Here is a 23,622-nt window from a genome sequence, read left to right on the forward strand (position 1 = left end):
ATCGACCAAGCCCACCTCCCCCCGGGAACAGCAGGCAGCGTCGTCCGCATCGAGACCCGCGAATCCACCACCACCCCCTACCTCGACATCACCTTCGACGACTGAGATCGGACGGCCCGGGCGGACAGGCCAGAGCTCCGCGACGCCTCAGCGCACCGCCACCGTCGCGCGGTCGCGGCCGGTGAGGTCGCGCTGCGTGGTCGCTCCGCGCCAGCCGTCGGCGGTGAGCAGGGCGCGGATCTCGGCGCCCTGCAGCTCGCCGTGCTCCATCACCAGCACTCCCCCGGAGCGGAGCAGCCGGAGGGCGGTCGCCGAGAGCGAGCGGACGACGTCCAGGCCGTCCTCGCCTCCGTAGAGCGCCGAGGGCGGGTCGAACAGGCGCACCTCCGGGTCGCGCGGGACGGCGGCGGCCGGGATGTAGGGCGGGTTCGAGACGACGACCGAGACGGTGCCGTCCAGCTCGGGAAGCGCCCGGGCGAGGTCGTCGAAGACGATGCGGGCGTTCTCGAGCCCGAGCCGCTCGCGGTTGCCGCGGGCCCAGATGAACGCCTCGGGAGCGTTCTCCACGCCGATCACGCGCGCGTGCGGCACCTCATGCGCGAGCGCGAGCGCCAGGGCTCCGCTGCCCGTGCCGAGGTCGACGGCGATCGGCTCCGGGTCGACGACCGCACGGAGCGCGTCGATCGCGATCTGCGCGACGCCCTCGGTCTCGGGTCGCGGGACGAACACGCCGGGTCCGACCGCGAGCTCGAGCGAGCGGAACGGCGCGATCCCGGTGATGTGCTGCAGCGGCTCGCGAGCCGACCGGCGCTCGATCGCGCTCGCGAACGCCGCGGCGGGCTCGTCGTCGACGGTCAGCCCCGTGATGAGGCGCGCCTGCAGCCGGCCGCGGCCGAGCCCGAGCAGGTGCCCGAGAAGCAGCTCCGCATCGACGTCCGGCGTGGGGACGCGGGCGGCGGCGAGGCGGGCGACCGCGTCCGCGAGGAGGGTGCGCGCGTCGACGCCGGTGGTCACGAGCGTCACGCCTCCTCGGAGCCGATGTCGGCCAGGCGGGCCTCCTCGTCGGCCTGGATGGCGCTCTCCACCACCGGGTCGAGCGCGCCGTTCATCACTCCGTCGAGGTTGTACGCCTTGTAGCCGGTGCGGTGGTCGGCGATGCGGTTCTCGGGGAAGTTGTAGGTCCGGATGCGCTCGGAGCGGTCCATCGTGCGGATCTGCGTCTTGCGCGCGTCCGAGGCCGCCGCGGCGATCTCCTCCTGCTGGCGGGCCAGGATGCGGGCGCGCAGCACGCGCATGCCCGCTTCACGGTTCTGCAGCTGGCTCTTCTCGTTCTGCATCGAGACGACGATGCCGGTCGGGAGGTGGGTGATCCGCACGGCGGAGTCGGTCGTGTTGACGGACTGCCCGCCGGGACCGGAGGAGCGGTAGACGTCGATCTTCAGGTCGTTCTGGTTGATCGCGACCTCCTCGGGCGCGTCCACCTCGGGGAACACGAGCACGCCCGTGGTCGAGGTGTGGATCCGCCCCTGCGACTCGGTCACGGGGACGCGCTGCACCCGGTGCACGCCGCCCTCGTACTTGAGGTGCGCCCACACGCCCTGCGAGGGATCGGTGGCGTTGCTCTTGATCGCGACCTGCACGTTCTTGTAGCCGCCGAGGTCGGACTCGTCGCGGTCGAGGATCTCCGTCTTCCAGCCCTTCGCCTCGGCGTAGTGGAGGTACATCCGGAGGAGGTCGGCCGCGAACAGCGCGCTCTCGGCTCCGCCCTCGCCGCCCTTGATCTCCATGATGACGTCGCGGCCGTCGTCGGGGTCGCGCGGGATGAGCAGGCGCCGCAGCTTCTCCTGCGCCACCCGCAGCGACTCCTCCAGCTCGGGGACCTCCTCCGCGAAGGCCTCGTCCTCGCGGGCGAGCTCGCGCGCGGCCTCGAGGTCCTCGCCGGCCTCGATCCAGGCGGAGTGGGCCGCCTTGATCTGGCTCAGCTCCGCGTAGCGCCGGTTGACCTTCTTGGCGCGGGCGGCATCGGCGTGGAGTGCCGGGTCGGAGAGCTGCGTCTGCAGGTCCTCGTGCTCGGCGAGGAGGACGCTGACGGATTCGAACATGGGGTCCTGGCTTCCGGAGGTGGTCGGGGTCGGGCTCATCGCCCGGGGACGCGAAAACGTCCGCGGCCGCCCCCGGTGACAGGGGCGACCGCGGACGTCGGGGCGCTAGTGGTGGCCGTTGCCGTGGCCTGCGGTGGCCGGGCCGACGGCCGACTTCGAGACCTGCATGAGGAACTCGACGTTGGACGAGGTCTCCTTCAGGCGCGACAGGATGATCTCCAGCGCCTGCTGCTGGTCGAGCCCGGCGAGGGCGCGGCGCAGCTTCCAGGTGATCTTGACCTCGTCGGCGCTGAGCAGCATCTCCTCGCGGCGCGTGCCGGAGGCGTTCACGTCGACGGCGGGGAAGATCCGCTTGTCGGCGAGGTGGCGGGAGAGGCGGAGCTCCATGTTGCCGGTGCCCTTGAACTCCTCGAAGATCACCTCGTCCATCTTCGAGCCGGTCTCGATGAGCGCCGTCGCGAGGATGGTGAGCGAGCCGCCGTTCTCGATGTTGCGCGCCGCGCCGAAGAACTTCTTCGGCGGGTACAGCGCCGAGGCGTCCACGCCGCCCGAGAGGACGCGGCCCGAGGGAGGAGCGGTCACGTTGTAGGCGCGGCCGAGACGGGTGATGGAGTCGAGCAGCACGACCACGTCGTGGCCCAGCTCGACCAGGCGCTTGGCGCGCTCGATCGCGAGCTCGGCGACGGTCGTGTGGTCCTCGGCCGGGCGGTCGAAGGTGGAGGCGACGACCTCGCCGCGCACGGTGCGCTGCATGTCGGTGACCTCCTCGGGACGCTCGTCGACCAGGACGACCATCAGGTGGACCTCGGGGTTGTTCTGCACGATCGCGTTGGCGATCTGCTGCAGGACGATGGTCTTGCCGGCCTTGGGCGGCGCGACGATCAGGCCGCGCTGTCCCTTGCCGATCGGGGCGACCAGGTCGATGATCCGCTGGGTCAGCTTGCCGGGCTCGGTCTCGAGGCGCAGGCGCTCGGTCGGGTAGAGCGGCGTGAGCTTCTGGAACTCGACGCGCGCAGCGGCCTCCTCGACGGTCTGGCCGTTGATCGAGTCGACGCGGACGATCGCGTTGTACTTCTGGCGGCCGCCGCCCTCGCCCTCGCGGGGCTGGCGGATGGCGCCGACGACCGCGTCGCCCTTGCGCAGGTTGTACTTCTTGACCTGGCCGAGGGAGACGTAGACGTCGCTGACGCCGGGCAGGTACCCGGTGGTGCGCACGAAGGCGTAGTTGTCGAGGACGTCGAGGATGCCGGCGACCGGGATGAGGACGTCGTCCTCGCCGATCTCGGGCTCGAAGTCGTCGCCGATCGCTCCGCCGCGGCGCTTGCGGTCGCGGTAGCGGCTGCGGCGGCCGTCCTCGCCCTCGGCCTGCTGGCCGTTCTGGGGCTGTCCGGAGCCGTTCTGCTGAGGAGCCTGCTGGCCCTCGGACTGCGCGGCGCCGCGCGCGCCCTGGCCGTTCTGCGGCTGGGACTGCGCGGCGGGGCTCTGCTGAGCATCGTTCTGGCGGTCGTCCCCGCGGTTGCGGTTCCGGTTGCGGCGGTTGCGGCCGCGGCCGGTGCCCTGCTGGTCGCCGTTCTGCTGCTGGTCTCCGCCCTGCTGCTCCTGCTGGTCGCCGGAGTCGGAGGAGTCGGCGTCGTTCTCGGCGGGCGCCTGCTCGGCCTGCTCGCTCTGCTCGGAGGCGCCCCCGCGGCTGCGGCGGCGTCCGCGGCGCTCGCGCTGGCCGCCCTCGCGGGAGGAGTCGTCCGACTCCGGCCCGTTGGGCAGCTCGATGTCGATGACGGGCTTCGCGGCCTGGTCGGCGTCGCGGTCCTGCTCGATGACGGGGAGGTCGGGGATCAGCGACTCGACGCCGGTCCCGCCGGGGATGTTGAGGTGCTCGCCGGCGGCGACGGTGCCGCTGGAGGCGCGGCGCGAGCTGCGTCGGCGGGGCGCGCGCTCGGCGGGCTCGGCGACCGGCTCGGCCGCCGCGGGGAGCTCGAGCTCGACGGGGGCCGACTCGGCGGCCGTCGCGGAAGGCTCGTCGACGGTGGGCGCGGCCTGCTCGAGGACGTCGGCCGTGTCGGCCTCGGTGCTCTCGACGGGCGTCGGCAGCTCCGCCGGCGCCTCGGGCTGCGGAGCGGACTGCTCGGCCACATCGGCCGGCTCGGCCTCGACGCCGGTGGCGTCGACGTCCGGGGCGACCGCTGCGGCGTCCGGAGCGACCGCGTCGGCGATCGCGGCGGGCGCGTCCTCGGCGGAGGCGGCGCGCAGGTCCGAGATGGCCTGGACCAGCTCGCCCTTGCGGAGCTTGGAGGCGCCGCCGAGGCCGAGCCGCGTCGCGAGAGCCTGGAGCTCGGCGACGCGCAGACCGGAGAGGTCGGCGGTGAGGTCCACGGTCGAGCCGTGGGTGTTGACGTCTGTCACTGGAGAGGGTTCCTTCCCCCCGGGAACGAGTGCTCACCGGGAGAGCTCATCGACCGTGCGGTGCCATCGCGTGTTCTGATCCACGCGATGCTCTCGGCCGCCGGGACCGACTGCCGCAGAGAGCGAGGAGAGGGCCCGGAGACCAGGCGCCGGTCTGCAAGAGGAGCAGGGGCGCCCTTCACACGATGTGATGGCCGTGGTTGTCGGGACGATCCGTCGGACAGATTCCGCTCGTTACGCGGTTCCTCGGGATGCGGTCCCCACTGTAGCACCCTTGAAGTCGACGGCCAGCATGTGCGCGCGCCACGGCGTGGGGGCCTCCCGCTCCACCAGATCCGCGGCGGCGAGGCGCTGTGCGGGGTCGCTGCAGAGCACCAGGACGCTCGGTCCGGCACCCGAGACGACGGCCGCGTAGCCGTGCGAGCGCAGCAACGCGATCAGCGCTGAGGTCTCGGGCATGGCGGCCGCGCGGTAGTTCTGGTGCAGCTTGTCCTCGGTCGCCGCGAACAGCAGCTCCGGGCTCTGGATGAGAGCGGCGATCAGGAGCGAGGAGCGCGAGACGTTGAACACCGCGTCCTCGTGCGGCACGCTCTGCGGCTGCAGCGAGCGGGCCAGCCGCGTCGACATGGTGTGCTCGGGCACGAAGACGACCGGGGACACGCCGCGGTGGACCATGAGCTTCTTGGAGCGCGGTCGCAGCGGCGAGTCGTCGGCGCCGGAGGCGTGCGGCTCGACCCAGGCGATGGTGAGGCCGCCGAACAGTGCGGGCGCCACGTTGTCGGGGTGCCCCTCCATCTCGGTGGCGATGCGGAGGAGGTCGTCCGAGTCGAGCTCGACGACGCCCTCGAGCAGGCCCTTCGCGGCCATGATGCCGGAGACGATCGCGGCGCCGGACGAGCCCATCCCGCGGCCGTGAGGGATGATGTTGCGCGCGATCACCTCGATGCCGGGCATCTCCTGCCGCTGGTCGGCGAACGTGTACGCGATGGCCTGCACGACGAGGTTCGTCTCGTCGGTCGCCACCTCGCCCTCGCCGACTCCGTGCACGGTGACCCGCGCACCCGTGGCCGCGACGGCCGTCACATCGAGCTCGTCGTAGAACGAGAGCGCCAGGCCGAGCGTGTCGAAGCCGGGGCCCAGGTTCGCCGAGGTGGCGGGGACCTTGACGTGGACGGTGCGGCCGACGGGAACCGCCGAGGTCATGCGCCGGCCAGCCCCAGCACGTCCGCGATCGCGGCGGTGTCGACCGGGACGACGGTCGGCGTGATGTCCGCGCCGTCGGCCGTGCGGAGCGCCCACTGCGGGTCCTTGAGCCCGTGGCCGGTGACCGTCAGGACGACGGTCGCGTCCTTCGGGATCGCTCCGGCCTCGGCGCGCTCGAGGAGCCCCGCGACGCTGATCGCCGACGCCGGCTCGACGAAGACGCCGACCTCGCCCGCGAGGATGCGGTACGCCTCGAGGATCTTCTCGTCGCTGATCGCGCCGAAGTAGCCGTCGCTGACGGTGCGCGCGTTCAGGGCGAGCTCCCACGAGGCCGGGTTGCCGATCCGGATCGCGCTGGCGATCGTCTCGGGGTGGCGGACCGGGGCGCCGTGCACGATCGGAGCGGAGCCCTCGGCCTGGAAGCCGAACATGCGCGGGAGGCGGGTCGACTCGCCGCGCTCCAGCTCCTCCGAGTAGCCGCGGAAGTAGGCGGTGTAGTTGCCCGCGTTGCCGACCGGGACGATGTGGAAGTCCGGCGCGTCGCCCAGCACCTCGACGACCTCGAAGGCCGCGGTCTTCTGGCCGGCGATGCGGTCCGGGTTCACCGAGTTGACCAGGTGGACCGGGTAGTTCTTCGCGAGGTCGCGGGCGATGTCGAGGCAGTCGTCGAAGTTGCCCTGCACCTGCAGCAGCTGCGCGTTGTGCGCGATCGCCTGGCTGAGCTTGCCCAGGGCGATCTTGCCCTCCGGCACCAGGACGGCCGCGGTGATGCCGGCGTGCGTCGCGTAGGCGGCGGCCGACGCGGAGGTGTTGCCGGTCGAGGCGCAGATGACGGCCTTCGCGCCGTGCTCGACGGCCTTCGAGATCGCCATGGTCATGCCGCGGTCCTTGAAGGAGCCGGTCGGGTTCATGCCCTCGTACTTGACCCACACCTTCGCGCCCGTGCGCGCCGAGAGGGCCGCTGCGGGGATGAGCGGCGTGCCGCCCTCGCCGAGAGTGATGACCGGGGTCGCCTCGGTGACATCGAGGCGGTCCGCGTACTCGTGCAGGACTCCGCGCCACTGCTTGGCCATCTCAGGCTCCTTCAACTCGTAGAACGGACGTCACGGCGCCGACGAAACCATGCGAATGGAGGGCGGTGACGGTGGCCGCCAGATCGGATTCCGCCGCGGCGTGCGTGCCGATGACCAGGGTAGCGGTCGGCTCGCGCCGCTCCGCACCGCCCTGCTCCTCCAGCGGGTCGGCACCGGGCGGGGTCTGCACCAGGGTCTCGACCGAGACGCCGTGGTCGGCGAAGACGCCCGCGATCTGCGCGAGCACGCCGGGGCGGTCGAGCACCTCGAGGGTGACCTGGTATCGGGTCGTGACGTGTCCGATCGGGAGGACCGCGAGTCCGGAGCTCGCGCTGGTCACCAGGCCGGGGCCGCCGACGACGTGACGGCGGGCGGCCGAGACGACGTCTCCGAGGACGGCGGAGGCCGTCTCGATCCCGCCGGCGCCGGCGCCGTAGAACATCAGGTCGCCGGCCGCCTCCGCCTCGACGAAGACCGCGTTGTTGGCCCCATGCACGGCCGCGAGCGGGTGGGAGCGGTGCACGAGCGCGGGGTAGACCCGTGCGGACACGCCCTCCACGCCGGTCTTGGCGTCGGTCAGCCGCTCGCAGATCGCGAGCAGCTTGATCACGTAGCCGGAGTCGCGGGCCTGGTCGACCTGCGCCTTCGTGATGCCGGTGATCCCCTCGCGGTGCACCAGGGTGACCGGGACGTCGGTGTGGAACGCGAGGCGGGCGAGGATCGCCGCCTTCTGCGCCGCGTCGTAGCCCTCGATGTCGGCGGTCGGGTCGGACTCGGCGTAGCCGAGCTCGGTCGCGCGGGCGAGCGCGTCCTCGAGGCTCGCGTGCTCGGTGTCCATCCGGTCGAGGATGTAGTTGGTCGTGCCGTTGACGATGCCGAGGATGCGGTGGACCCGGTCGCCGGCGAGGCTGTCGCGCAGCGGCCGGATGATCGGGATCGCGCCGGCGACGGCCGCCTCGTAGTTGAGCTGGGCGCCCACCTGGTCGGCGGCCTCGAAGAGCTCGTTGCCGTGGGCGGCGAGCAGCGCCTTGTTGGCTGTGATCACGTCCGCGCCCGACGAGATCGCCGTGAGGATGTGGCTGCGGGCGGGCTCGAGCCCGCCGACCAGCTCGACCACGATGTCGGCGCCCAGGATCAGCGACTCGGCGTCGGTGGTGAGCAGGTGCTTCGGGATGTCGGCGGTGCGGGGCGCGTCCACGTCCCTGACGGCCACGCCCACGAGCTCCAGCGGCGCCCCCACGCGCTGGGCGAGCTCGTCGCCGTGGTCGAGCAGGAGGCGCGCCACCTGGGCACCGACGGACCCGGCGCCCAGCAGGGCGACGCGGAGGCTGCGGTACTCGATCATCGGGAGGTGGCCTTTCGTTCGATGCCGGCGTCGCGGCGGAGGAGGTCCTCCTCGGTCTCGCCGCGCACGAGGACGCGCGAGCGCCCGTCGCGGACGGCGACCACCGGGGGGCGCCCGAGGTAGTTGTAGTTGCTGGCGAGCGACCAGCAGTAGGCGCCGGTCGCGGCGACGGCGAGCAGATCGCCCGGCCGCACGTCCGCGGGCAGGAAGTCGTCGTGGACGACGATGTCGCCCGACTCGCAGTGCTTCCCGGCCACCCGGACGAGGGCGGGCTCGGCCGAGGAGGAGCGGTCGGCGATCCGCGCCGTGTAGTCGGCACCGTAGAGCGCCGGACGGGCGTTGTCGCTCATGCCGCCGTCGACGCTGACGTAGCGGCGGACCGCGGTCGAGCCCTCGGAGCCGACCGTCACGTCCTTCACGGTGCCCACCTCGTAGAGGGTGACGCCGGCGGGCCCGATCAGCGAGCGGCCGGGCTCGATCGCGATGTGCGGCACCGGGACGCCGCGGGCGGAGCACTGCTCGGCGACCGCGTCGGCGACGGCGGCCGCGATCTCGGCGATCGGGGTCGGGTGGTCGGCACTGGTGTACGCGATGCCGAAGCCGCCGCCGAGGTTGAGCTCCGGCACGGGGCCGTCCGCGAGCAGTGCCGCGTGGACGTCGAGCAGGCGCGACGCCGACTCCGCGAACCCGGCGGAGCCGAAGATCTGGGATCCGATGTGGCAGTGCAGCCCGAGGAATCGCAGGGAGGAGAAGGAGCGGATGCGGGCGACCGCGGCCGGGCAGTCGGCGAGTGCGAGGCCGAACTTCTGGTCCTCGTGCGCCGTGGCGAGGAACTCGTGGGTGTGCGCGTGCACTCCGCTGTTGACCCGGAGGCGCACCGCCTGCACGCGGCCGTGCCGCTCGGCCGCGGCTGCGACGCGCTCGATCTCGACGAGGCTGTCGAGCACGATCGTGCCCGCGCCCACCTCGACGGCCCGGTCGATCTCGCGGAGCGACTTGTTGTTGCCGTGGAGGCCGAAGCGCTCGGGCTCGATCCCTGCGGCGAGGGCCACCGCCATCTCGCCGCCGCTGGAGAGGTCGAGGTTCAGGCCCTCGTCGCGCATCCAGCGGGCGACCTCGGTCGAGAGGAACGCCTTGCCCGCGTAGTAGACCGTGACGCCGGTGCCGATCCGGCCGAGCTCGCGGGCGAAGACCTCACGCGTCTCGACGGCCCTGCGGCGGGCGTCGGCCTCGTCCACCACGTAGAGAGGAGTGCCGTGCTCGCGCACGAGCTCGGCGACGGGCACTCCGGCGATCCGGATGCCGCCGTCCCCGCCGCGCTCGGCGCTGTCCGGCCACACGCCGTCGGCCAGGGCGTTCGGGTCGGCGGGCGTGAGCAGCCACTCAGGCGCGAGCGGATGCCGGGGGGCGCGGGCGCGGGCGTCGACGGTGTCCACGGGTGAGACCTCACAGGAGAGAGTGGGAGCGTCACTGCGGGGCGAGCGGGTCCGGATTGACCCCTGAAGCCAGCGATGTCAGTGTTCGGCCCGCGGAAGACGCCGGCACAGGGCTCCGATCCTACCGGTCCGGGGCGGCGGCGCCGCGCGGGCTCAGGCGCAGGTGCCCGGTTCCTGCTCCGCGGGGTCGCTGAGGAACGTCGGAGAGAGCGCGAAGCTCGCGTTCAGCGACTCGTCGGCGACCTCGACCCCGGTCAGCGTCAGTCCGCGCGGCACCGAATCCGCGATGCACACGGACGACGGAGCGAGCAGGTCGCCGGAGACGGCGCCGAAGCGGTCGCGGAAGTCGGTCGCCGAGAAGGTCGCACCGGCGGCGGAGACCTCGGCCGGAGTCAGCCGGATGGCGCCGTCCACGGCGGCGAGCTCCATCCCCACGCCCGCGCCGAGCCGGAGGCCCAGCACCTCGACGGAGGCGGTCACGCGCACGAGCGGAGCGTCCAGCGTCACCTCGTCGACAGGAACGGTGCTGCGCTCGGTGACGAGCCGCGAGACCGAGGCCGCGTCGATCGCGACCGTCGTGCTGCCGGACTCGACCGCTCCGACGCCGCTCACCGGCACCCCGATCAGGGTCGCGGCGACGTCGCCGTCGAGCTCGCCGAACGTCACGTCCGAGCTGCGCAGGTCGAGCCGGTCCAGCCGCCCCGAGACGAGCTGCGGGAGAACGGCCCAGCCGGCGACGTCGACGTCCACCGCCCGGTCCGCGGGCAGTGCGAGCGCCTCGCGGAGGCTCGCGGCGGCGCGGTCCGCGACGGCGCGGCGGGCGAGCGAGTCGCCCACCACCGCCGCGACCACGAGCAGCACCAGCACCACGACGACCACCACGGCCGCGCGTCCCCCGCGCCGGCGCCGCGGCGCCGCCCCCGACGCGCTCACATCCGGTCCGGGGCCGTGACGCCCAGCAGGGAGAGCCCGTTGCGGAGCACCTGCCCGGTCGCCTCGTTCAGGCGCAGCCGGGTCGAGTGCACGGCCTCGACCGGGTCCTCGCCCTGCGGCACGACCCGGCAGTTGTCGTACCAGCGGTGGTAGAGGCCGGCGACCTCCTCGAGGTACCGCGCGACGCGGTGCGGCTCGCGCAGCTCCGCGGCGTGCGCCACGATGCGCGGGAACTCCTGCAGGCCGCCGAGCAGCGCCGACTCGGTCGGATGCACCAGCGTCTCGGGCGCGAACGGCTCGACGGGGACGCCCGACGCCGCGGCCTTCGCCGCGACCTGGCGGGTGCGCGCGTGGGCGTACTGCACGTAGTAGACGGGGTTGTCGTTGCTCCGCTTGGTCAGCAGGTCGAGGTCGATGTCGAGGGTCGAGTCGGCCGAGGAGCGCACCAGCGAGTAGCGCGCGGCGTCCACGCCGACGGCCTCCGTGAGGTCCTCCATCGTGACGACGGTCCCCGCCCGCTTGGACATCCGGACCGCCTCCCCGTCGCGGAGCAGGTTGACCAGCTGGCCGATCAGGATCTCGAGGTTCACGCCCGGGGTGTCGCCGAACGCCGCGCACATCGCCATCATCCGGCCGATGTAGCCGTGGTGGTCGGCGCCGAGCATGATGATCGCCCGATCGAAGCCGCGCTCGCGCTTGTCGAGGTAGTAGGCGAGGTCGCCCGCGATGTAGGCCGCCTCCCCGTCGCTCTTGATGATGACGCGGTCGCGGTCGTCGCCGAACGAGGTGGTCCGCAGCCAGGTGGCGCCGTCCGCCTCGAAGATGTGCCCGAGCTCGCGGAGGCGCTCGATCGCGCGGTCGACGGCACGCGACTCGTGCAGGGAGTTCTCGTGGAAGTACACGTCGAAGTCGACGCCGAACTCGTGCAGGCTCTGCTTGATCTCGCCGAACATCAGCTCGACGCCGATCGAGCGGAAGGTCTCGGCGAGCTCCTCCTCGGGCAGGACGGCGAGGTCGCCCGGGTAGGCGGCCGCGACGCGCTCGGCGATGTCGCCGATGTAGGCGCCGCCGTAGCCGTCCTCCGGGGTCGGCTCGCCGCGGTGGGCGGCGAGGAGGCTCCGCGTGAAGCGGTCGATCTGCGCGCCGTGGTCGTTGAAGTAGTACTCGCGGGTCACCTCGGCGCCCTGCGAGAGGAGCATCCGGGCCAGGCTGTCGCCGACCGCCGCCCAGCGCGTCCCGCCGATGTGGATGGGGCCGGTGGGGTTGGCGGAGACGAACTCGAGGTTCATCCGGACGCCGGCGTAGGCGGACCCGGTGCCGTAGGCCTCGCCCGCCTCGACGATCGCGCCGGCCAGGGCACCCGCGGCCGCGGCCTCGAGCCGGACGTTGAGGAAGCCGGGACCGGCGACCTCGACCGTGGCGACGCCCTCGACCGCGCCCAGCCCCTCGGCCAGCTCGGCGGCGAGCTCGCGCGGGTTCGCGCCGACCCGCTTCGCGAGCTTCATCGCGATGTTCGAGGCCCAGTCGCCGTGGTCGCGGTTCTTCGGGCGCTCCAGCACGACGTCCGAGAGCTCGACGCCCGCATCGCTCCCCCGTCGCTGCACGGCGTCGAGGACGAGGGCGTGCAGGGAGGCGGCGAGCTGTTCGGGAGTCACGGGGAGCGATTCTACCGGCCGCCGCGCCCGCGCCCCCCGTCCCTCCTGCACCGCGGGGCCGCTCGGCAGGGCGGCGTTGCTAGGGTGCGACGCATGCGCCGTCCCGCCGCCCTCCTCCTCGTCGCCCTCGCCGCGGCGGCCCTCTCCGGCTGCTCCCCCGCGGCCGACCCGGAGCCGAGCGCGAGCGGCGCCGTCAGCGGCACGCCGATCCCCCTCGCCTGCGAGCAGCTGGTCCCGGCCTCGGCGCTCGCGGGCCTGTGGGGCGGATTCTCCCCGGACGACGGCATCGGGACCACCGCCGTCTCCGAGGAGATCGCCCAGTACGACGGCCTGGTCTGCGGATGGTCCGACGATTCGGGCGCCGAGCTGCAGCTGGCCGTGGCCCACCTCGACCCCGCGGTGATCGAGGCGCTCAAGAACGAGTTCTTCACCACCAGCAAGGCCGTCCCCACCTACGGCAAGCCGCCGGAGATCGAGGGCTACTACCAGGTGACCGAGGGGCGGGGCGTCGCGGACGCCTTCGTCGGCGAGTACTGGATCGAGGCGTCCAGCGCCTCCTTCGTCGAGCCGGGGGACCCCGAGCCGCTCGTGCGGTCGGCGATCGGCGTCCTCGCCGACTGAGCCCCGGCGTCAGCCCAGGCGCACCGGCGAGACGTGGTCGTCGACGAGCGCCGCGTCGCAGTCGGCCTCCACGCTCATCCCGGTCAGGCGCAGGTCCGTCAAGTAGCTGCTGAGGAACGCGGTGTCGGCCGTGTCCCGGCCGGACGAGATGCGCAGCATCGACCCGCGCGGAGCCAGCCGGGTCGCGTCCACGACGTGCCAGGCGCCGCCGACCCAGGCCTCCGTGACCGCGTGGAAGTCCCGCGGCTCGAGGCCCGGCGCGTAGACCGCTGTCACCCGAGCGGGGATGTCGAGAGCACGGAGGAGCCCGGCGACCGTGTGCGCGAAGTCCCGGCACACGCCCTGGCCGCTCTCGATGACCTGCGCCGCTCCCCCGGTGCCGACCGTCGAGCCGTAGACGTACGACAGGTGGCCGTGCACCCATTCCTCGACGGCCGTCAGCGCCTCGAAGCCCCGGGCCCGCCCGAACTCGCGCCGGGCGATCCCTCCGAGCACGTCCGCCTCGGCGTACCGGCTCGGCCGCAGGTACTCGACGAGCTCGAGCTCGCTCGGCTCGTCCGGAGCGCCGTGGCCGGCGACCCGCGCCCGGTACTCGACCCGCAGGTCGCCCTCGTTCCCCGCGACGCGGTGCACGCGGGCGCCGTGCCGCGCCGGGAACTCCCGCACCGGCACGTCCTGCCCGTCGAGCCGGACGGTGAAGGAGTCCTCGAACGAGTCGCCCGTGGGCGTCGCCGCCACCAGGAAGATCAGGTCGGTCGGGCCGTTCAGACGCAGATCCAGCGAGGCGGAGACAGTGCGCAGCATGGCTCCATCGTGGCATGCGCGAGGACGGCTCCCGGCGTCGGGGCCCGCCCCGCCCGGGTGCTAATGTGGTCAGGCACTCCTGGCCCCCATAGCTCAGGGGATAGAGCACTGCCCTCCGGAGGCAGGGGCGTAGGTTCGAATCCTACTGGGGGCACATCCGCGGTCCTCCGCTCTCCTCCCTCGCACATGGGCGCTCAGCTCCGGTGCTCGACGCCCCTCGAGGCGCACCCCTCCACCACGGACCGAGCGGCGTCACCCGGTGGGCGACCGAGTCCGAACGTGGCGCTCCTCACCCGGCGCTCCGACCCTCCCCGGACAGCACGAAGGCCCGCGATCGTCGATCACGGGCCTTCGGGACGTTCACCACCGGCACTCGGCCGGTCGGGCTCACTCGTAGAGGTGGAAGGTGCCGGCGCAGTCGGCCGAGCAGAAGCCGTCGCGGCGACGGGCCGAGGCCGCTCCGCAGGCTTCGCAGCGGCGGCATCCGAGCATCCGCGAGATCAGGCTCTGAGGCGCCGACGCGACCACCGAGACCGGGGTGTCGGGGCGCACGGGGGCTCCCGTGGTCGAATCGAGCTGGATCCCAGCGATGTCGAGCGTGGCGCGAAGCATCCGTGTTCCTTCCGATCGGTGAACCATGTGCGAGTACTGCATTGCCAGTCCCTGAGATTCTGCGAATGGCTTGACGCGGCTCGCGATCGAGAGTAGCCGAAATCGACATCTGTCCGTCAGTCGGGATCGACCCGGGGAACGACGAGCAGCCGCGCCCCCTCCTGGCGGAGAAAGGCACGGCTGTTCGGGTGTCGGGGATCGGTGGGCGGACGACGCCGGAGCTCATGGGAGCGCGGCGTCGGGCCCGGAACGACCGGGAAGTGGGCCTAGTACGCGCCGCTGGTGCTCCGGGTGTCGATCGCCACCGTCTGTGCGGGAACCGGCGCCGGTCGCAGGGCGGGGAGCGAGGCGCTCCTGCCCGTGCGGAACGGCAGCAGGACGAGCATGACGGGGAGAAGGACGATCCACAGGAGGACCGACAGCGCGAGACGCGCCCAGATGGAAAGAATATTGAGCATGTTTGTGCCGCCTTCGGGTGACGGTAGAGGTGAACTTCGCGAACAGTATCATCGGGCCGACGGGGGGAGAAGAGTAGAATTGCGCCACTGATCGCGCCTCTCCCGCCACGCCCCCGAGCGGTCTGTCACTCCTCATTCGTCGCCCAGCGCCGATCGGATGGGTCGATCCCGCATCCGATCGACACACGGCCCGCGCAGTGCGTCCTCCTGAGGGCCGGGCCGTAGGGTGAGCGCGTGAAGATCCTTGTCGTCGAAGACGATCCAGCCATGGGTGAGGCCCTCGTCGGCGGCCTCGAAGACGCCGGCTACGAGGCCGTGCTCACCACGAACGGCATCGACGCGCTCGTCGCGTTCAGCAACGCCGAGTTCTCGGCCGCCATCGTGGACGTCATGCTCCCGGCGATGTCGGGCTTCGAGATCTGCCGCCGGATCCGCGAGCTCGGCCGGCCCACGCCGATCATGCTGCTGACCGCGCGGGACGCGATCGAGGACCGCGTCTTCGGCCTCGACGCCGGAGCGGACGACTACCTGACCAAGCCGTTCGCGTTCACCGAGCTCAACGCGCGCCTCCGGGCCCTCCTGCGCCGCAGCCCGTCGCTGATGTCCACCTCGATCGACGTCGGACGCATCACCGTGGACGGGTCGAGCATCCGGCGCACCGCCGACGGCTCGCGCATCCACGTCAGCCCGAAGGAGCTCGAGCTCCTCAAGCTCCTCATCACTCCCGTCGGCTCCGTCGTGACCCGCCAGCGGATCCTCTCCGAGATCTGGGGCGGCGGCGAGATCGTCGACAACAACATCGTCGACCAGTACGTCAGCTACCTGCGCAAGAAGCTCCCGACCGAGGACACGGGCGTCAGCATCGTGACCGTCCGCGGCAAGGGCTACTTCCTCCGCCCGGTCGAGTAGCCCGTGTCGCGGATGAGCACGGCACGCCGCAGGGTCGGCGCGCTCTCGATCCGCGCGAGGATCACCGTGGGAACGGTCGCTGTGGCGACCGCCCTCTTCGCGCTCGCGGCGCTGCTCTTCTACCAGGTGGTCACCGGCATCGTCGACCGCAGCGAGCGGACGATCCTGATGTCGATCGAGGACGAGGTGCACCGCGACATCTCGGCGGGCAACGTCCCGCGCACGCAGGGCTCGTCGACGGGCCAGCTGTTCCTCGCCCTCGCGCCCGACGGGAGCGTCAGCACCTCGACCATGCCCTCGCGCCTGAGCGGCGAGGTGCTCAGCGCACTGGCGGAGGAGCCGGCCGACACCTCGCCCCGGTACGCCGACGTGACGACGGCGAACGGCAGCTACCTGGTCCGCTTCACGGCCATCGAGAGCGATCGCGGCGTCTGGCAGGTCGCCTCCGCCCGCGATCAGGCCGCGTCGCAGCTCGTCCTCGACGACTTCGCCCACGTGCTCGTCTACGCCGCGATCTTCCTCGTCGTCACGTTCGGGCTCGCCTCGTGGATCCTGACGGGCGCGGCCCTCGCCCCGGTGCGCCGGATGCGGGCGCGCGCGGATCAGATCGCCGCCGAGCCCGGGCAGGGCGACCAGCTCCCGGTCGTCGGCACGCGCGACGAGATCGACGAGCTCGCGGTGACGCTGAACGCGTTCCTGACCAAGCAGACCGCGTCGCTGGCCCGGGAGAAGCAGATGGTGTCGGATGCGAGCCACGAGCTCCGCACTCCCCTCGCCGCGCTCTCCGCCCAGCTCGAGATCGCCCACCACCGCGTCGACGATCCGGTCGCGGTCGACCGGGTCATCCTCGACGCGCAGAAGAGCGTCGACCGGCTCGTGCGCCTCGCGTCCGCCCTGCTCGACATCTCGCGCATCGAGAGCCGCACCGTCCGCCCGACCGCTCCCTTCGCCGAGCTCGTCGACGAGCTGGTGGGCGCCGTCGACCGCACCCGCCTGCTCGCCTCGGAGTCGGGGGTGGAGATCGACTACGAGATCGACGAGCGCGAGCCGGCCCGGCTCTACGCGGTCGCGTCCCAGGACTTCGGCCGGGTGATCGACAACCTCGTGAGGAACGCGATCCAGGCGATGAACGGCGGCGGCATGATCGTCGCCTCCCTCTCGCAGTCGGACGGGCGCCTGATGCTCAGCGTCTCGGACGACGGACCGGGGATGCCGGACGCCTTCATCCCGGTCGCCTTCGACCGCTTCTCCCGCCCGGACGACTCCCGGACCCTCGCCTCCGGCGGCAGCGGTCTCGGACTGGCCCTGGTGCACACCACCGTGCTCTCGGCCGGCGGGACGGTCGCCCTGGTCAACCGCTCCCCCCGGGGTCTCGCGGTCGACATCGTCCTCCCGCCCGTCGGCTCCGCCTGATCCGCCCCGCCCCGGGAACGACGAAGGCCCCCGGCGGACCGGGGGCCTTCGCGGAGGATCGTCAGCGCGGGTCGTCCTCGGGGCGGACGGGCTGCGGCTGCGGGTCGCCGACCGCGGCGGGCGGCGGAGCCCAGGCCGTCTGCGGCGCCTCCGCCGGGGAGGTGCCGCCGTCGAGCAGGTTGCGCGCGCGGTTGACCACCTCGGGGTCCACGAGCACGGAGTAGCTGGTCGCGATCACCTGCATGGTCGAGGTGAAGTCGCGACGGCGGCGGTTCACGGCGTAGGAGGCGAGCCCGAAGAGCATCCCGAAGCCGGCGCCGAGGAGGACCGCCGCGATGAGGAAGGAGAACTCCGTCGTCGGCGAGAAGATGATGAGCAGGAGGCCCAGGAAGACACCGAGCCAGGCGCCGGAGGCCGCTCCGGCGAGGGCGACGCGGCCCCAGGTGAGCTTGCCGGTCACCCGCTCGACGCTCTTGAGCTCGTTGCCGATGATGGCGAGCTGGCGCACCGGGAAGTCGGCGCGGGCGAGCACGTCGACGGCGGCCTGCGCCTCCTGGTACGTGTCGAACGTGGCGAGGATCTCCCCGCGCGGGATCGTGGGGAAGGCCGGCCCTCGGCCGCTGAACGGCGTCTGCTGAGTCACCCGGACAGAATCGCACAGGCCACTTGAAGGTCTCTGAACGGATTCGGAGAACCGGCCGAGGGCGAGCCGGGAACGCTCGGCGTCCGCCCGGCTGCACGGGACTAGGTTTGTAGCCGTGAGTTCCGCCAGAGTCTTCGTCGCGCGCTTGGCCGGATGCAGTGTCTTCGACCCGGCCGGCGATCGCGTCGGCAAGGTCCGCGACGTGCTCCTGGTCTACCGGCAGAACGACGCCCCGCGGGTGGTCGGCCTGGTGGTCGAGATCCCCGGGCGCCGTCGCGTCTTCGTGTCGATCGGCCGGGTCACCAGCATCGGCAGCGGCCAGATCATCACCACCGGGCTCATCAACGTGCGCCGCTTCGAGCAGCGGGGCGGCGAGGTCCGCGTCATCGCCGAGCTCCTCGGCCGCCGGGTGAGCTTCGTGGACGGCTCCGGTGACGCGGTCGTCGAGGACGTCGCGATCGAGGAGGCCGCTCCCGGCGAGTGGGAGCTCGCGCAGCTCTTCGTCCGCCGGCCCAAGACCAGCCCCTCCCCCTTCGCCAAGGGCGCGACCGCCTTCGCCGGCTGGCGCGAGGTCCGCGAGAGCGTCTCGACCGAGGCGCAGTCCGCCGAGCAGTACGTCGCCAGCCTCTCCGAGCTCAAGCCCGCCGACCTCGCCAGCACGCTCCTCGACCTGCCGCAGCAGCGGATGCTCGAGGTCGCCGGCGAGCTCTCGGACGACCGCCTCGCGGACGTGCTCGAGGAGATGCCCGAGAGCGAGCAGGTCGAGATCCTCGGCCGGCTCGACGACGATCGCGCCGCCGACGTCCTCGACCAGATGCAGCCGGACGACGCGGCCGACCTGATCGCCCAGCTCTCGGAGGAGCGCGGCGAGGCGCTCCTGGAGCTGATGGAGCCCGAGGAGGCGGACGACGTCCGCATGCTCCTCACCTACGCTCCGGAGTCCGCCGGCGGTCTGATGACCACGGAGCCGATCATCGTCTCCTCCGAGGCGACCGTCGCCGAGGGCCTCGCTCTCATCCGCCGCCACGAGCTCGCCCCGGCCCTCGGCGCCGCCGTCTGCGTCACGCTGCCGCCCTACGAGCCGCCGACCGGCCGCTTCCTCGGCATGGTGCACTTCCAGCGGATGCTCCGCTACCCGCCGCACGAGCGCCTCGGCACCCTGCTCGACCAGAGCATGGACCCGATCACGCCCGAGACCTCGGCGGCCGAGGTCGCCCGGATCCTGGCCAGCTACAACCTCGTCTCGGTGCCCGTCGTCGACGCGTCCCACCGCCTCGTCGGCGTCGTGACCATCGACGACGTCCTCGACTACCTCCTCCCCGACGACTGGCGCAGCCACGGCGACGACGACGAACCGAGGAAGCCGGTGACGACGGCGACGCAGGGCGTCCCGCTCGTGCCGCCGGCACCCGCGGCGACAGGCAGGACACGACGGGGACGGAGGGGTGCGCGTGGCTAGGGACACCAAGCAGGACCGGCGCCTGGACGCTCCCAAGGGCTTGCGCACCCGCGTCCTCTCGCGGCGGAACCGCCCGAGCAGCGACCGCTTCGGCCGCCTGACCGAGTCGTTCGCCCGCGGCATGGGCACGCCGTGGTTCCTGGTCGGGATGACGATCTTCTGCGTCTTCTGGCTGATGTTCAACACCTACGGGCCCGCGGACGCGCGCTTCGACTCTCAGGCCCTCGGCTTCACGGTGCTGACGCTGATCCTCTCGCTGCAGGCCTCCTACGCCGCGCCGCTCCTGCTGCTCGCGCAGAACCGACAGGACGACCGCGACCGCGTGCAGATCGAGCAGGACCGGCAGCGGGCCGAGCGCAACCTCGCGGACACCGAGTACCTCGCGCGCGAGGTCGTGGCCCTGCGCCTGGCGATCCGCGACATGGCGAGCAAGGACTTCATCCGCTCGGAGCTGCGCGGCCTGCTCGAGGAGCTCGAGAAGGATCGGGCGCAGGAGCCCGAGCGGCGCGATGCCTGACGTCGCCGCCATCGAGACCGCCGTCAGGACGGCGCTGGCCCGGGTCGTCGATCCGGAGATCCGGAAGCCCATCACCGAGCTCGACATGCTCGAGTCGGTCGAGGCGGCCGTCGACGGAGCGGTCCGCGTCGCGATCCGGCTGACCATCGTCGGCTGCCCGGCCGCCTCCGCGATCGAGCGCGACGTACGCGAGGCCGCGGCCTCGGCTCCCGGAGTCACGGCGGTCGACGTCGTGGTCGGAGTCATGACGCCGGCGCAGCGCACCGCCCTCACCGAACGCCTCCAGGGCGGCCGCCGGAGCATGCCCTTCGGCCCGGACTCGCTCACCCGCGTGTACGCGGTCACCAGCGGCAAGGGCGGTGTCGGCAAGTCGACCGTCACCGCCAACCTCGCGGTCGCCCTCGCTCGGCGGGGGCTCGCGGTCGGCCTCGTGGACGCCGACGTGCACGGCTTCTCCATCCCCGGCCTGCTCGGCCTGATGCACGACGGGCGCGTCGCGGGGCCCACCCGCGTCGGCGAGCTGATGCTGCCGCCGGTGGCGCACGGCGTGAAGGTCATCTCGATCGGGATGTTCCTCGAGGGCGACACCCGGGGGGCGGCCGTCTCCTGGCGCGGACCCATGCTGCACCGCACCATCTCCCAGTTCCTCACCGACGTGTACTTCGGCGACCTCGACGTGCTCCTGCTCGACCTGCCTCCCGGCACGGGGGATGTGGCGATCTCCATCGGGCAGCTGCTCCCGCATGCGGAGGTCCTCATCGTCACCACCCCGCAGCCGGCGGCCGCCGACGTGGCCGAGCGCAGCGGCGCGCTCGCCCGCCAGTCGGGTCAGCGCATCGTCGGAGTGGTCGAGAACATGTCGGGGCTTCCGCAGCCCGACGGCTCGGTGCTGGAGCTCTTCGGCAGCGGAGGCGGGGCCGAGGTCGCGCGTCGGCTCACTGCGACGGGCGACGAGGTGCCGCTGCTCGCGTCGCTGCCGATCTCCGTCGCGCTGCGGGCGGGGGGCGATGAGGGCGTGCCCGTCGTCGTCGGCGATCCGGAGGATCCTGCCGCCCGGGCGATCGACGCCCTGGCGGCGACGCTCGCCGCGCGGCCGCGGGGACTGACCGGCCGTCGGCTTCCGCTCGCCGTCGGCTGACGCCTCCGCGCGGCTTGGTGCGGACGGCGTCGGTCGGGACGCCCGCCCGGCGCTCCTCGCGGAGCAGGGCTCAGGTGGCCTCGGAGTCGATCGGCGGCGGCGCGACGCTCGAGAGCGTGCCGGACGAGACGGAGCGCTGCATCGTCGTGTAGTAGCTGTCCTGCGCGGAGCCGGTGCCGCCCGGCACGACCGGAGCAGCGACAGCGGTGGGCGGCTTCACGGTGGGGGCCGGATCGTCCTCGAGCAGGGCGTCGCGGATGATGCGGCGGGGGTCGTACTGGCGCGGGTCGAGCTTCTTCCAATCGACGTCGTTGAACTCGTCGCCCATCTCGTCCTTGACGCGCTCCCGGGCCTGCGTGGCGAATCCGCGCACCTTGCGCACGAGCTGCCCGAGCTGGGCGGCGTAGTGCGGGAGGCGGTCGGGACCCAGCACGAAGACGGCGATGACCCCGATGATGAGGAGCTTGTCGAACGTCAGACCGAACACGAGGACAACACTAACCCGCCGCGCCTCCCTCGCGGAGCCCGCGCGCCACCGTACCCTGACGATGCCCGGGCGCGATCCGCCCGGTGCACCGATCAGAGGAGCGCCCCCGTGTCCGACAAGGATGCCAACTGGAAGTACGCCGAGGACGCGGTCGTCGAGTCGGAGGCCATCGCCTCGGCCCGCCGGCTCTCGGTCGAGCTGGGCATCGACGCCGTCTCCCCCTCGATCGGCGCGCAGGCCGCGCTGGTCGCCGCCGCGGCGCGCGCGACCTCCATCATCGAGATCGGCACCGGCACCGGAGTGAGCGGCCTGTGGCTGCTCGACGGCGCCCCCGAGGCGATGCTCACCTCGATCGACTCCGAGGCGGTGCACCAGCAGCACGCGCGCGCCCAGTTCCACGAGGCGGGCATCTCGCCCAACCGGCTCCGGCTCATCCCGGGCCGCGCCCTCGAGGTGTTGCCCCGGATGAACGAGAACTCCTACGACATCGTCTTCGTCGACGGCGATCCGCTGCAGGTCATCGAGAACGTCGAGCACGCGCTGCGGCTCGTCCGTCCGGGCGGGACGGTCCTCGTCCCCCACGCGCTCTGGCGCGGACGCGTGGCCAACCCCGCGCAGCGCGACGAGATCGCGACGGCGTTCCGCACGCTGGTGGCCGAGGTCTGCGCCTCCCCCGCCGTGGTCAGCGTGCTCTCGCCGATCGGCGACGGCCTGCTGCAGGCCAACAAGCGCCGCGCCTGACGAGCGCGGCCGACCGGGGAAAGACGGAACGCCCGCCGCACGGTGTGCGACGGGCGTTCACGACGGTGCGGATCAGGCGGGAGACACCACCGACGCGAGCGCGTCGTGCAGCTCTTTCGCCTCTGCATCGTTGACCGAGACGACGAGGCGTCCGCCTCCTTCGAGCGGAACGCGCACGACGATGAGTCGGCCCTCCTTAACAGCCTCCATCGGTCCGTCTCCGGTCCTCGGCTTCATGGCCGCCATAGAGTTCCCCTTTCGTGACGTATCCCCCTATTATCGTGCATCCGCGGGGGTGTTCCGAACAGCGCCCGGAAGTCGGGCGTCAGCCGATCACGGCGGGGACCAGTCGCCCGGGGTGAACACCCAGCACAGCAGCACCCAGACGATCTGCCCGACGATCGATGCGGCCACCACGAACACCCTCAGGAGGGTCGACCGCGGCACCGCGAGCGCCCCGGCCAGCGGGAACATCGGCATCAGGATGCGGAACGTGCTCGATTGCGGGTAGAAGAACGCGAAGAGGTAGATCGCGTAGCCGCCGACCCAGAGCCGCGAGAAGACGTCGAGGCTGCGCGTGGCCCGCGAGAACAGGATCGCCAGGAATCCGAGCACCACCACGACGGTGATGCCCATGCCCGTGATCGGCGAGCCGAACCAGAGGCCTCCCCACCAGCCCCCGCCGGCGAACCAGGAGGTGAAGGGGATGAGCTCGCCCTCGCCGATGAAGACGCTGCGCCAGGCGAGCTCGGTGTCGGTGTAGGCGGTGAAGGAGCCGGTCACGGCCCAGGCGATGAGCAGCCAGGCGAACCCCACCGCGAGGGACCAGACCGTGAGGGAGACCGTGAAGGCGAACTCCCGGCGGGTGAACGGCTCGGTGCCGCGCACGTGCCGCCAGACGCGGTAGAGGAAGTAGAGGCCCGTCATCGCCGCGATCGCGAGACCGCTCGGGCGCAGGAGCCCCACGACCAGCACGACGGGGAACGTCCAGATCCACTTGCGGCGCACCAGCAGGAGGAGCAGCACGGCCGTCAGGAGGATGCCGCCGGACTCCGCGTAGCCGATCTGCAGGATCGGGGACGTCGGAGCGACGCAGAAGAAGACGATCCCCATCAGCGCCTGGCCCTCGCTGAGCGAGACGCGGAACAGCCGGTAGATCACCAGGCACGCCGCTGCACTGCAGACCAGGGCGACGAGCACCGCCGCGTTCGCCCAGTCGAGCCCGGTGATGTTCATCAGGCCGCGGACGGTGAACGGGTAGACGGGCATGAACGCCCAGGGGTTCTGCTCCACGGCTCCGGACGGCGAGAGCGGCAGGACCGACGGGTACCCCGTCATCCCGATCCGCTCGTACCAGCCGCCGTCCCACGTCGTCGCGAATCGGACGTAGGTGTCGCGGAGTCCCGTCCACTCGACGCCCTGACGCACGGCGCCGACACGGAGCATGATCACGGTCGTGACGACCCGGGACACGGCGAAGACCAGGAGCACCTGGATCCACCACGGGATCCTCCGGAGCAGACCCCAGCGGGAGCGGGACGGAGAGGCGTCCTCCGTCTCCGGCGCGATCGCGGTGGCGCTCACGCGAGCAGCCCGCGGTCCGTCGAGGAGGGGGTCGTCAGCGAGGAGCGGGCGAGTGTCGCCGCGGCTCGCCGGCGGGTCGGCCGGAGGAG

Annotated in this window: 23 protein-coding genes and 1 tRNA gene; 8 read left to right on the top strand and 16 right to left on the bottom strand. The window is 72.3% G+C overall.

Going from position 1 to position 23,622, the window contains the following annotated elements; genetic code table 11:
* Window positions 1–147: 147 nt before the first annotated feature.
* The 9 genes from prmC to argS all read right to left on the bottom strand — a co-directional run bounded on the left by prmC (window position 148) and on the right by argS (window position 12,147).
* The gene (gene prmC / locus C5C69_RS00005) at window positions 148–1,023 is read right to left on the bottom strand and encodes a peptide chain release factor N(5)-glutamine methyltransferase (protein WP_104257070.1); all 876 of its coding nucleotides are present in this window, start codon (window positions 1,021–1,023) and stop codon (window positions 148–150) included.
* A complete protein-coding gene (prfA, locus tag C5C69_RS00010; RefSeq protein ID WP_104257071.1) occupies window positions 1,020–2,102 on the bottom strand; it encodes a peptide chain release factor 1 in 1,083 nt (360 codons plus the stop codon). The genes prmC and prfA overlap by 4 nt, the downstream gene beginning before the upstream one ends.
* Before the next feature lie 105 nt (window positions 2,103–2,207).
* Window positions 2,208–4,502: a transcription termination factor Rho gene (rho, locus tag C5C69_RS00015; RefSeq protein WP_104257072.1), complete on the bottom strand. Its 2,295-nt coding sequence runs from the start codon at window positions 4,500–4,502 to the stop codon at window positions 2,208–2,210.
* Between the two features lie 234 nt (window positions 4,503–4,736).
* Window positions 4,737–5,705, bottom strand: a complete 969-nt coding sequence (gene thrB, locus C5C69_RS00020; protein ID WP_104223004.1) for a homoserine kinase — start codon at window positions 5,703–5,705, stop codon at window positions 4,737–4,739.
* Window positions 5,702–6,778, bottom strand: coding sequence for a threonine synthase (thrC, locus tag C5C69_RS00025; protein WP_104223003.1), 1,077 nt, complete (start codon window positions 6,776–6,778; stop codon window positions 5,702–5,704). The genes thrB and thrC overlap by 4 nt, the downstream gene beginning before the upstream one ends.
* 1 nt (window position 6,779) lies before the next feature.
* Entirely contained in the window at window positions 6,780–8,123 is a 1,344-nt protein-coding gene (locus C5C69_RS00030; protein ID WP_104257073.1) for a homoserine dehydrogenase, read from the bottom strand.
* Window positions 8,120–9,559: a diaminopimelate decarboxylase gene (gene lysA / locus C5C69_RS00035; RefSeq protein WP_104257074.1), complete on the bottom strand. Its 1,440-nt coding sequence runs from the start codon at window positions 9,557–9,559 to the stop codon at window positions 8,120–8,122. Before lysA ends, C5C69_RS00030 begins: the two co-directional genes overlap by 4 nt.
* Window positions 9,560–9,712: 153 nt before the next feature.
* Window positions 9,713–10,441, bottom strand: coding sequence for an LmeA family phospholipid-binding protein (locus tag C5C69_RS00040; protein WP_104262485.1), 729 nt, complete (start codon window positions 10,439–10,441; stop codon window positions 9,713–9,715).
* A 47-nt stretch (window positions 10,442–10,488) separates the two neighbouring features.
* Entirely contained in the window at window positions 10,489–12,147 is a 1,659-nt protein-coding gene (gene argS, locus C5C69_RS00045) for an arginine--tRNA ligase (protein WP_104222999.1), read from the bottom strand.
* A 93-nt stretch (window positions 12,148–12,240) separates the two neighbouring features.
* Between argS and C5C69_RS00050 the strand changes: the two genes are divergently transcribed.
* A complete protein-coding gene (locus C5C69_RS00050; protein WP_104257075.1) occupies window positions 12,241–12,768 on the top strand; it encodes a hypothetical protein in 528 nt (175 codons plus the stop codon).
* Window positions 12,769–12,777: 9 nt separating this feature from the next.
* Here C5C69_RS00050 and C5C69_RS00055 read toward each other — a convergent pair whose 3' ends face one another.
* Entirely contained in the window at window positions 12,778–13,572 is a 795-nt protein-coding gene (locus C5C69_RS00055; protein ID WP_104232730.1) for a transglutaminase family protein, read from the bottom strand.
* Window positions 13,573–13,654: 82 nt separating this feature from the next.
* Here C5C69_RS00055 and C5C69_RS00060 point away from each other — a divergent pair.
* Window positions 13,655–13,726, top strand: a tRNA-Arg gene (locus tag C5C69_RS00060).
* 233 nt (window positions 13,727–13,959) lie between these two features.
* On the opposite strand, the gene C5C69_RS00065 is transcribed toward C5C69_RS00060, so the two are convergent.
* On the bottom strand, window positions 13,960–14,184 hold the full coding sequence (locus C5C69_RS00065; RefSeq protein WP_104232731.1) for a hypothetical protein: 225 nt from the start codon (window positions 14,182–14,184) through the stop codon (window positions 13,960–13,962).
* A gap of 266 nt (window positions 14,185–14,450) precedes the next feature.
* Window positions 14,451–14,642 (bottom strand): hypothetical protein, encoded by a 192-nt coding sequence (locus tag C5C69_RS00070; RefSeq protein WP_104232732.1) that lies wholly within the window; start codon window positions 14,640–14,642, stop codon window positions 14,451–14,453.
* A gap of 234 nt (window positions 14,643–14,876) precedes the next feature.
* On the opposite strand from C5C69_RS00070, the gene C5C69_RS00075 reads away from it, so the two are divergent.
* Both C5C69_RS00075 and C5C69_RS00080 read left to right on the top strand, forming a co-directional pair.
* Window positions 14,877–15,551 carry a response regulator transcription factor gene (locus C5C69_RS00075; RefSeq protein WP_258059273.1) on the top strand — a complete coding sequence of 225 codons (675 nt, stop codon included), beginning with the start codon at window positions 14,877–14,879 and terminating at the stop codon, window positions 15,549–15,551.
* A 12-nt stretch (window positions 15,552–15,563) separates the two neighbouring features.
* Window positions 15,564–16,964: a cell wall metabolism sensor histidine kinase WalK gene (locus tag C5C69_RS00080; protein WP_146083582.1), complete on the top strand. Its 1,401-nt coding sequence runs from the start codon at window positions 15,564–15,566 to the stop codon at window positions 16,962–16,964.
* A gap of 61 nt (window positions 16,965–17,025) precedes the next feature.
* On the opposite strand, the gene C5C69_RS00085 is transcribed toward C5C69_RS00080, so the two are convergent.
* Window positions 17,026–17,607 (bottom strand): general stress protein, encoded by a 582-nt coding sequence (locus C5C69_RS00085; protein ID WP_258063423.1) that lies wholly within the window; start codon window positions 17,605–17,607, stop codon window positions 17,026–17,028.
* A gap of 115 nt (window positions 17,608–17,722) precedes the next feature.
* On the opposite strand from C5C69_RS00085, the gene C5C69_RS00090 reads away from it, so the two are divergent.
* From C5C69_RS00090 to C5C69_RS00100, 3 genes are read left to right on the top strand one after another with little or no spacing between them, the layout of a single operon-like run.
* On the top strand, window positions 17,723–19,066 hold the full coding sequence (locus tag C5C69_RS00090) for a magnesium transporter MgtE N-terminal domain-containing protein (RefSeq protein ID WP_104225554.1): 1,344 nt from the start codon (window positions 17,723–17,725) through the stop codon (window positions 19,064–19,066).
* A complete protein-coding gene (locus C5C69_RS00095; protein WP_104222991.1) occupies window positions 19,059–19,583 on the top strand; it encodes a DUF1003 domain-containing protein in 525 nt (174 codons plus the stop codon). Before C5C69_RS00090 ends, C5C69_RS00095 begins: the two co-directional genes overlap by 8 nt.
* Window positions 19,576–20,721 (top strand): Mrp/NBP35 family ATP-binding protein, encoded by a 1,146-nt coding sequence (locus C5C69_RS00100; RefSeq protein ID WP_104257077.1) that lies wholly within the window; start codon window positions 19,576–19,578, stop codon window positions 20,719–20,721. Before C5C69_RS00095 ends, C5C69_RS00100 begins: the two co-directional genes overlap by 8 nt.
* 70 nt (window positions 20,722–20,791) lie before the next feature.
* On the opposite strand, the gene C5C69_RS00105 is transcribed toward C5C69_RS00100, so the two are convergent.
* Window positions 20,792–21,208: a twin-arginine translocase TatA/TatE family subunit gene (locus C5C69_RS00105; RefSeq protein ID WP_146076468.1), complete on the bottom strand. Its 417-nt coding sequence runs from the start codon at window positions 21,206–21,208 to the stop codon at window positions 20,792–20,794.
* Window positions 21,209–21,316: 108 nt separating this feature from the next.
* Here C5C69_RS00105 and C5C69_RS00110 point away from each other — a divergent pair, with 108 nt between their 5' ends.
* Window positions 21,317–21,949: an O-methyltransferase gene (locus C5C69_RS00110; RefSeq protein ID WP_104222989.1), complete on the top strand. Its 633-nt coding sequence runs from the start codon at window positions 21,317–21,319 to the stop codon at window positions 21,947–21,949.
* A 72-nt stretch (window positions 21,950–22,021) separates the two neighbouring features.
* Here C5C69_RS00110 and C5C69_RS00115 read toward each other — a convergent pair whose 3' ends face one another.
* Together C5C69_RS00115 and C5C69_RS00120 are read right to left on the bottom strand one after the other, a co-directional pair.
* Window positions 22,022–22,195 (bottom strand): DUF3117 domain-containing protein, encoded by a 174-nt coding sequence (locus tag C5C69_RS00115; protein ID WP_068208299.1) that lies wholly within the window; start codon window positions 22,193–22,195, stop codon window positions 22,022–22,024.
* Between the two features lie 87 nt (window positions 22,196–22,282).
* On the bottom strand, window positions 22,283–23,533 hold the full coding sequence (locus C5C69_RS00120; protein WP_104257078.1) for a hypothetical protein: 1,251 nt from the start codon (window positions 23,531–23,533) through the stop codon (window positions 22,283–22,285).
* Window positions 23,534–23,622: the final 89 nt, after the last annotated feature.

This window comes from Rathayibacter sp. AY1C7 (genome assembly GCF_002931865.1).
GTDB lineage: Bacteria > Actinomycetota > Actinomycetes > Actinomycetales > Microbacteriaceae > Rathayibacter.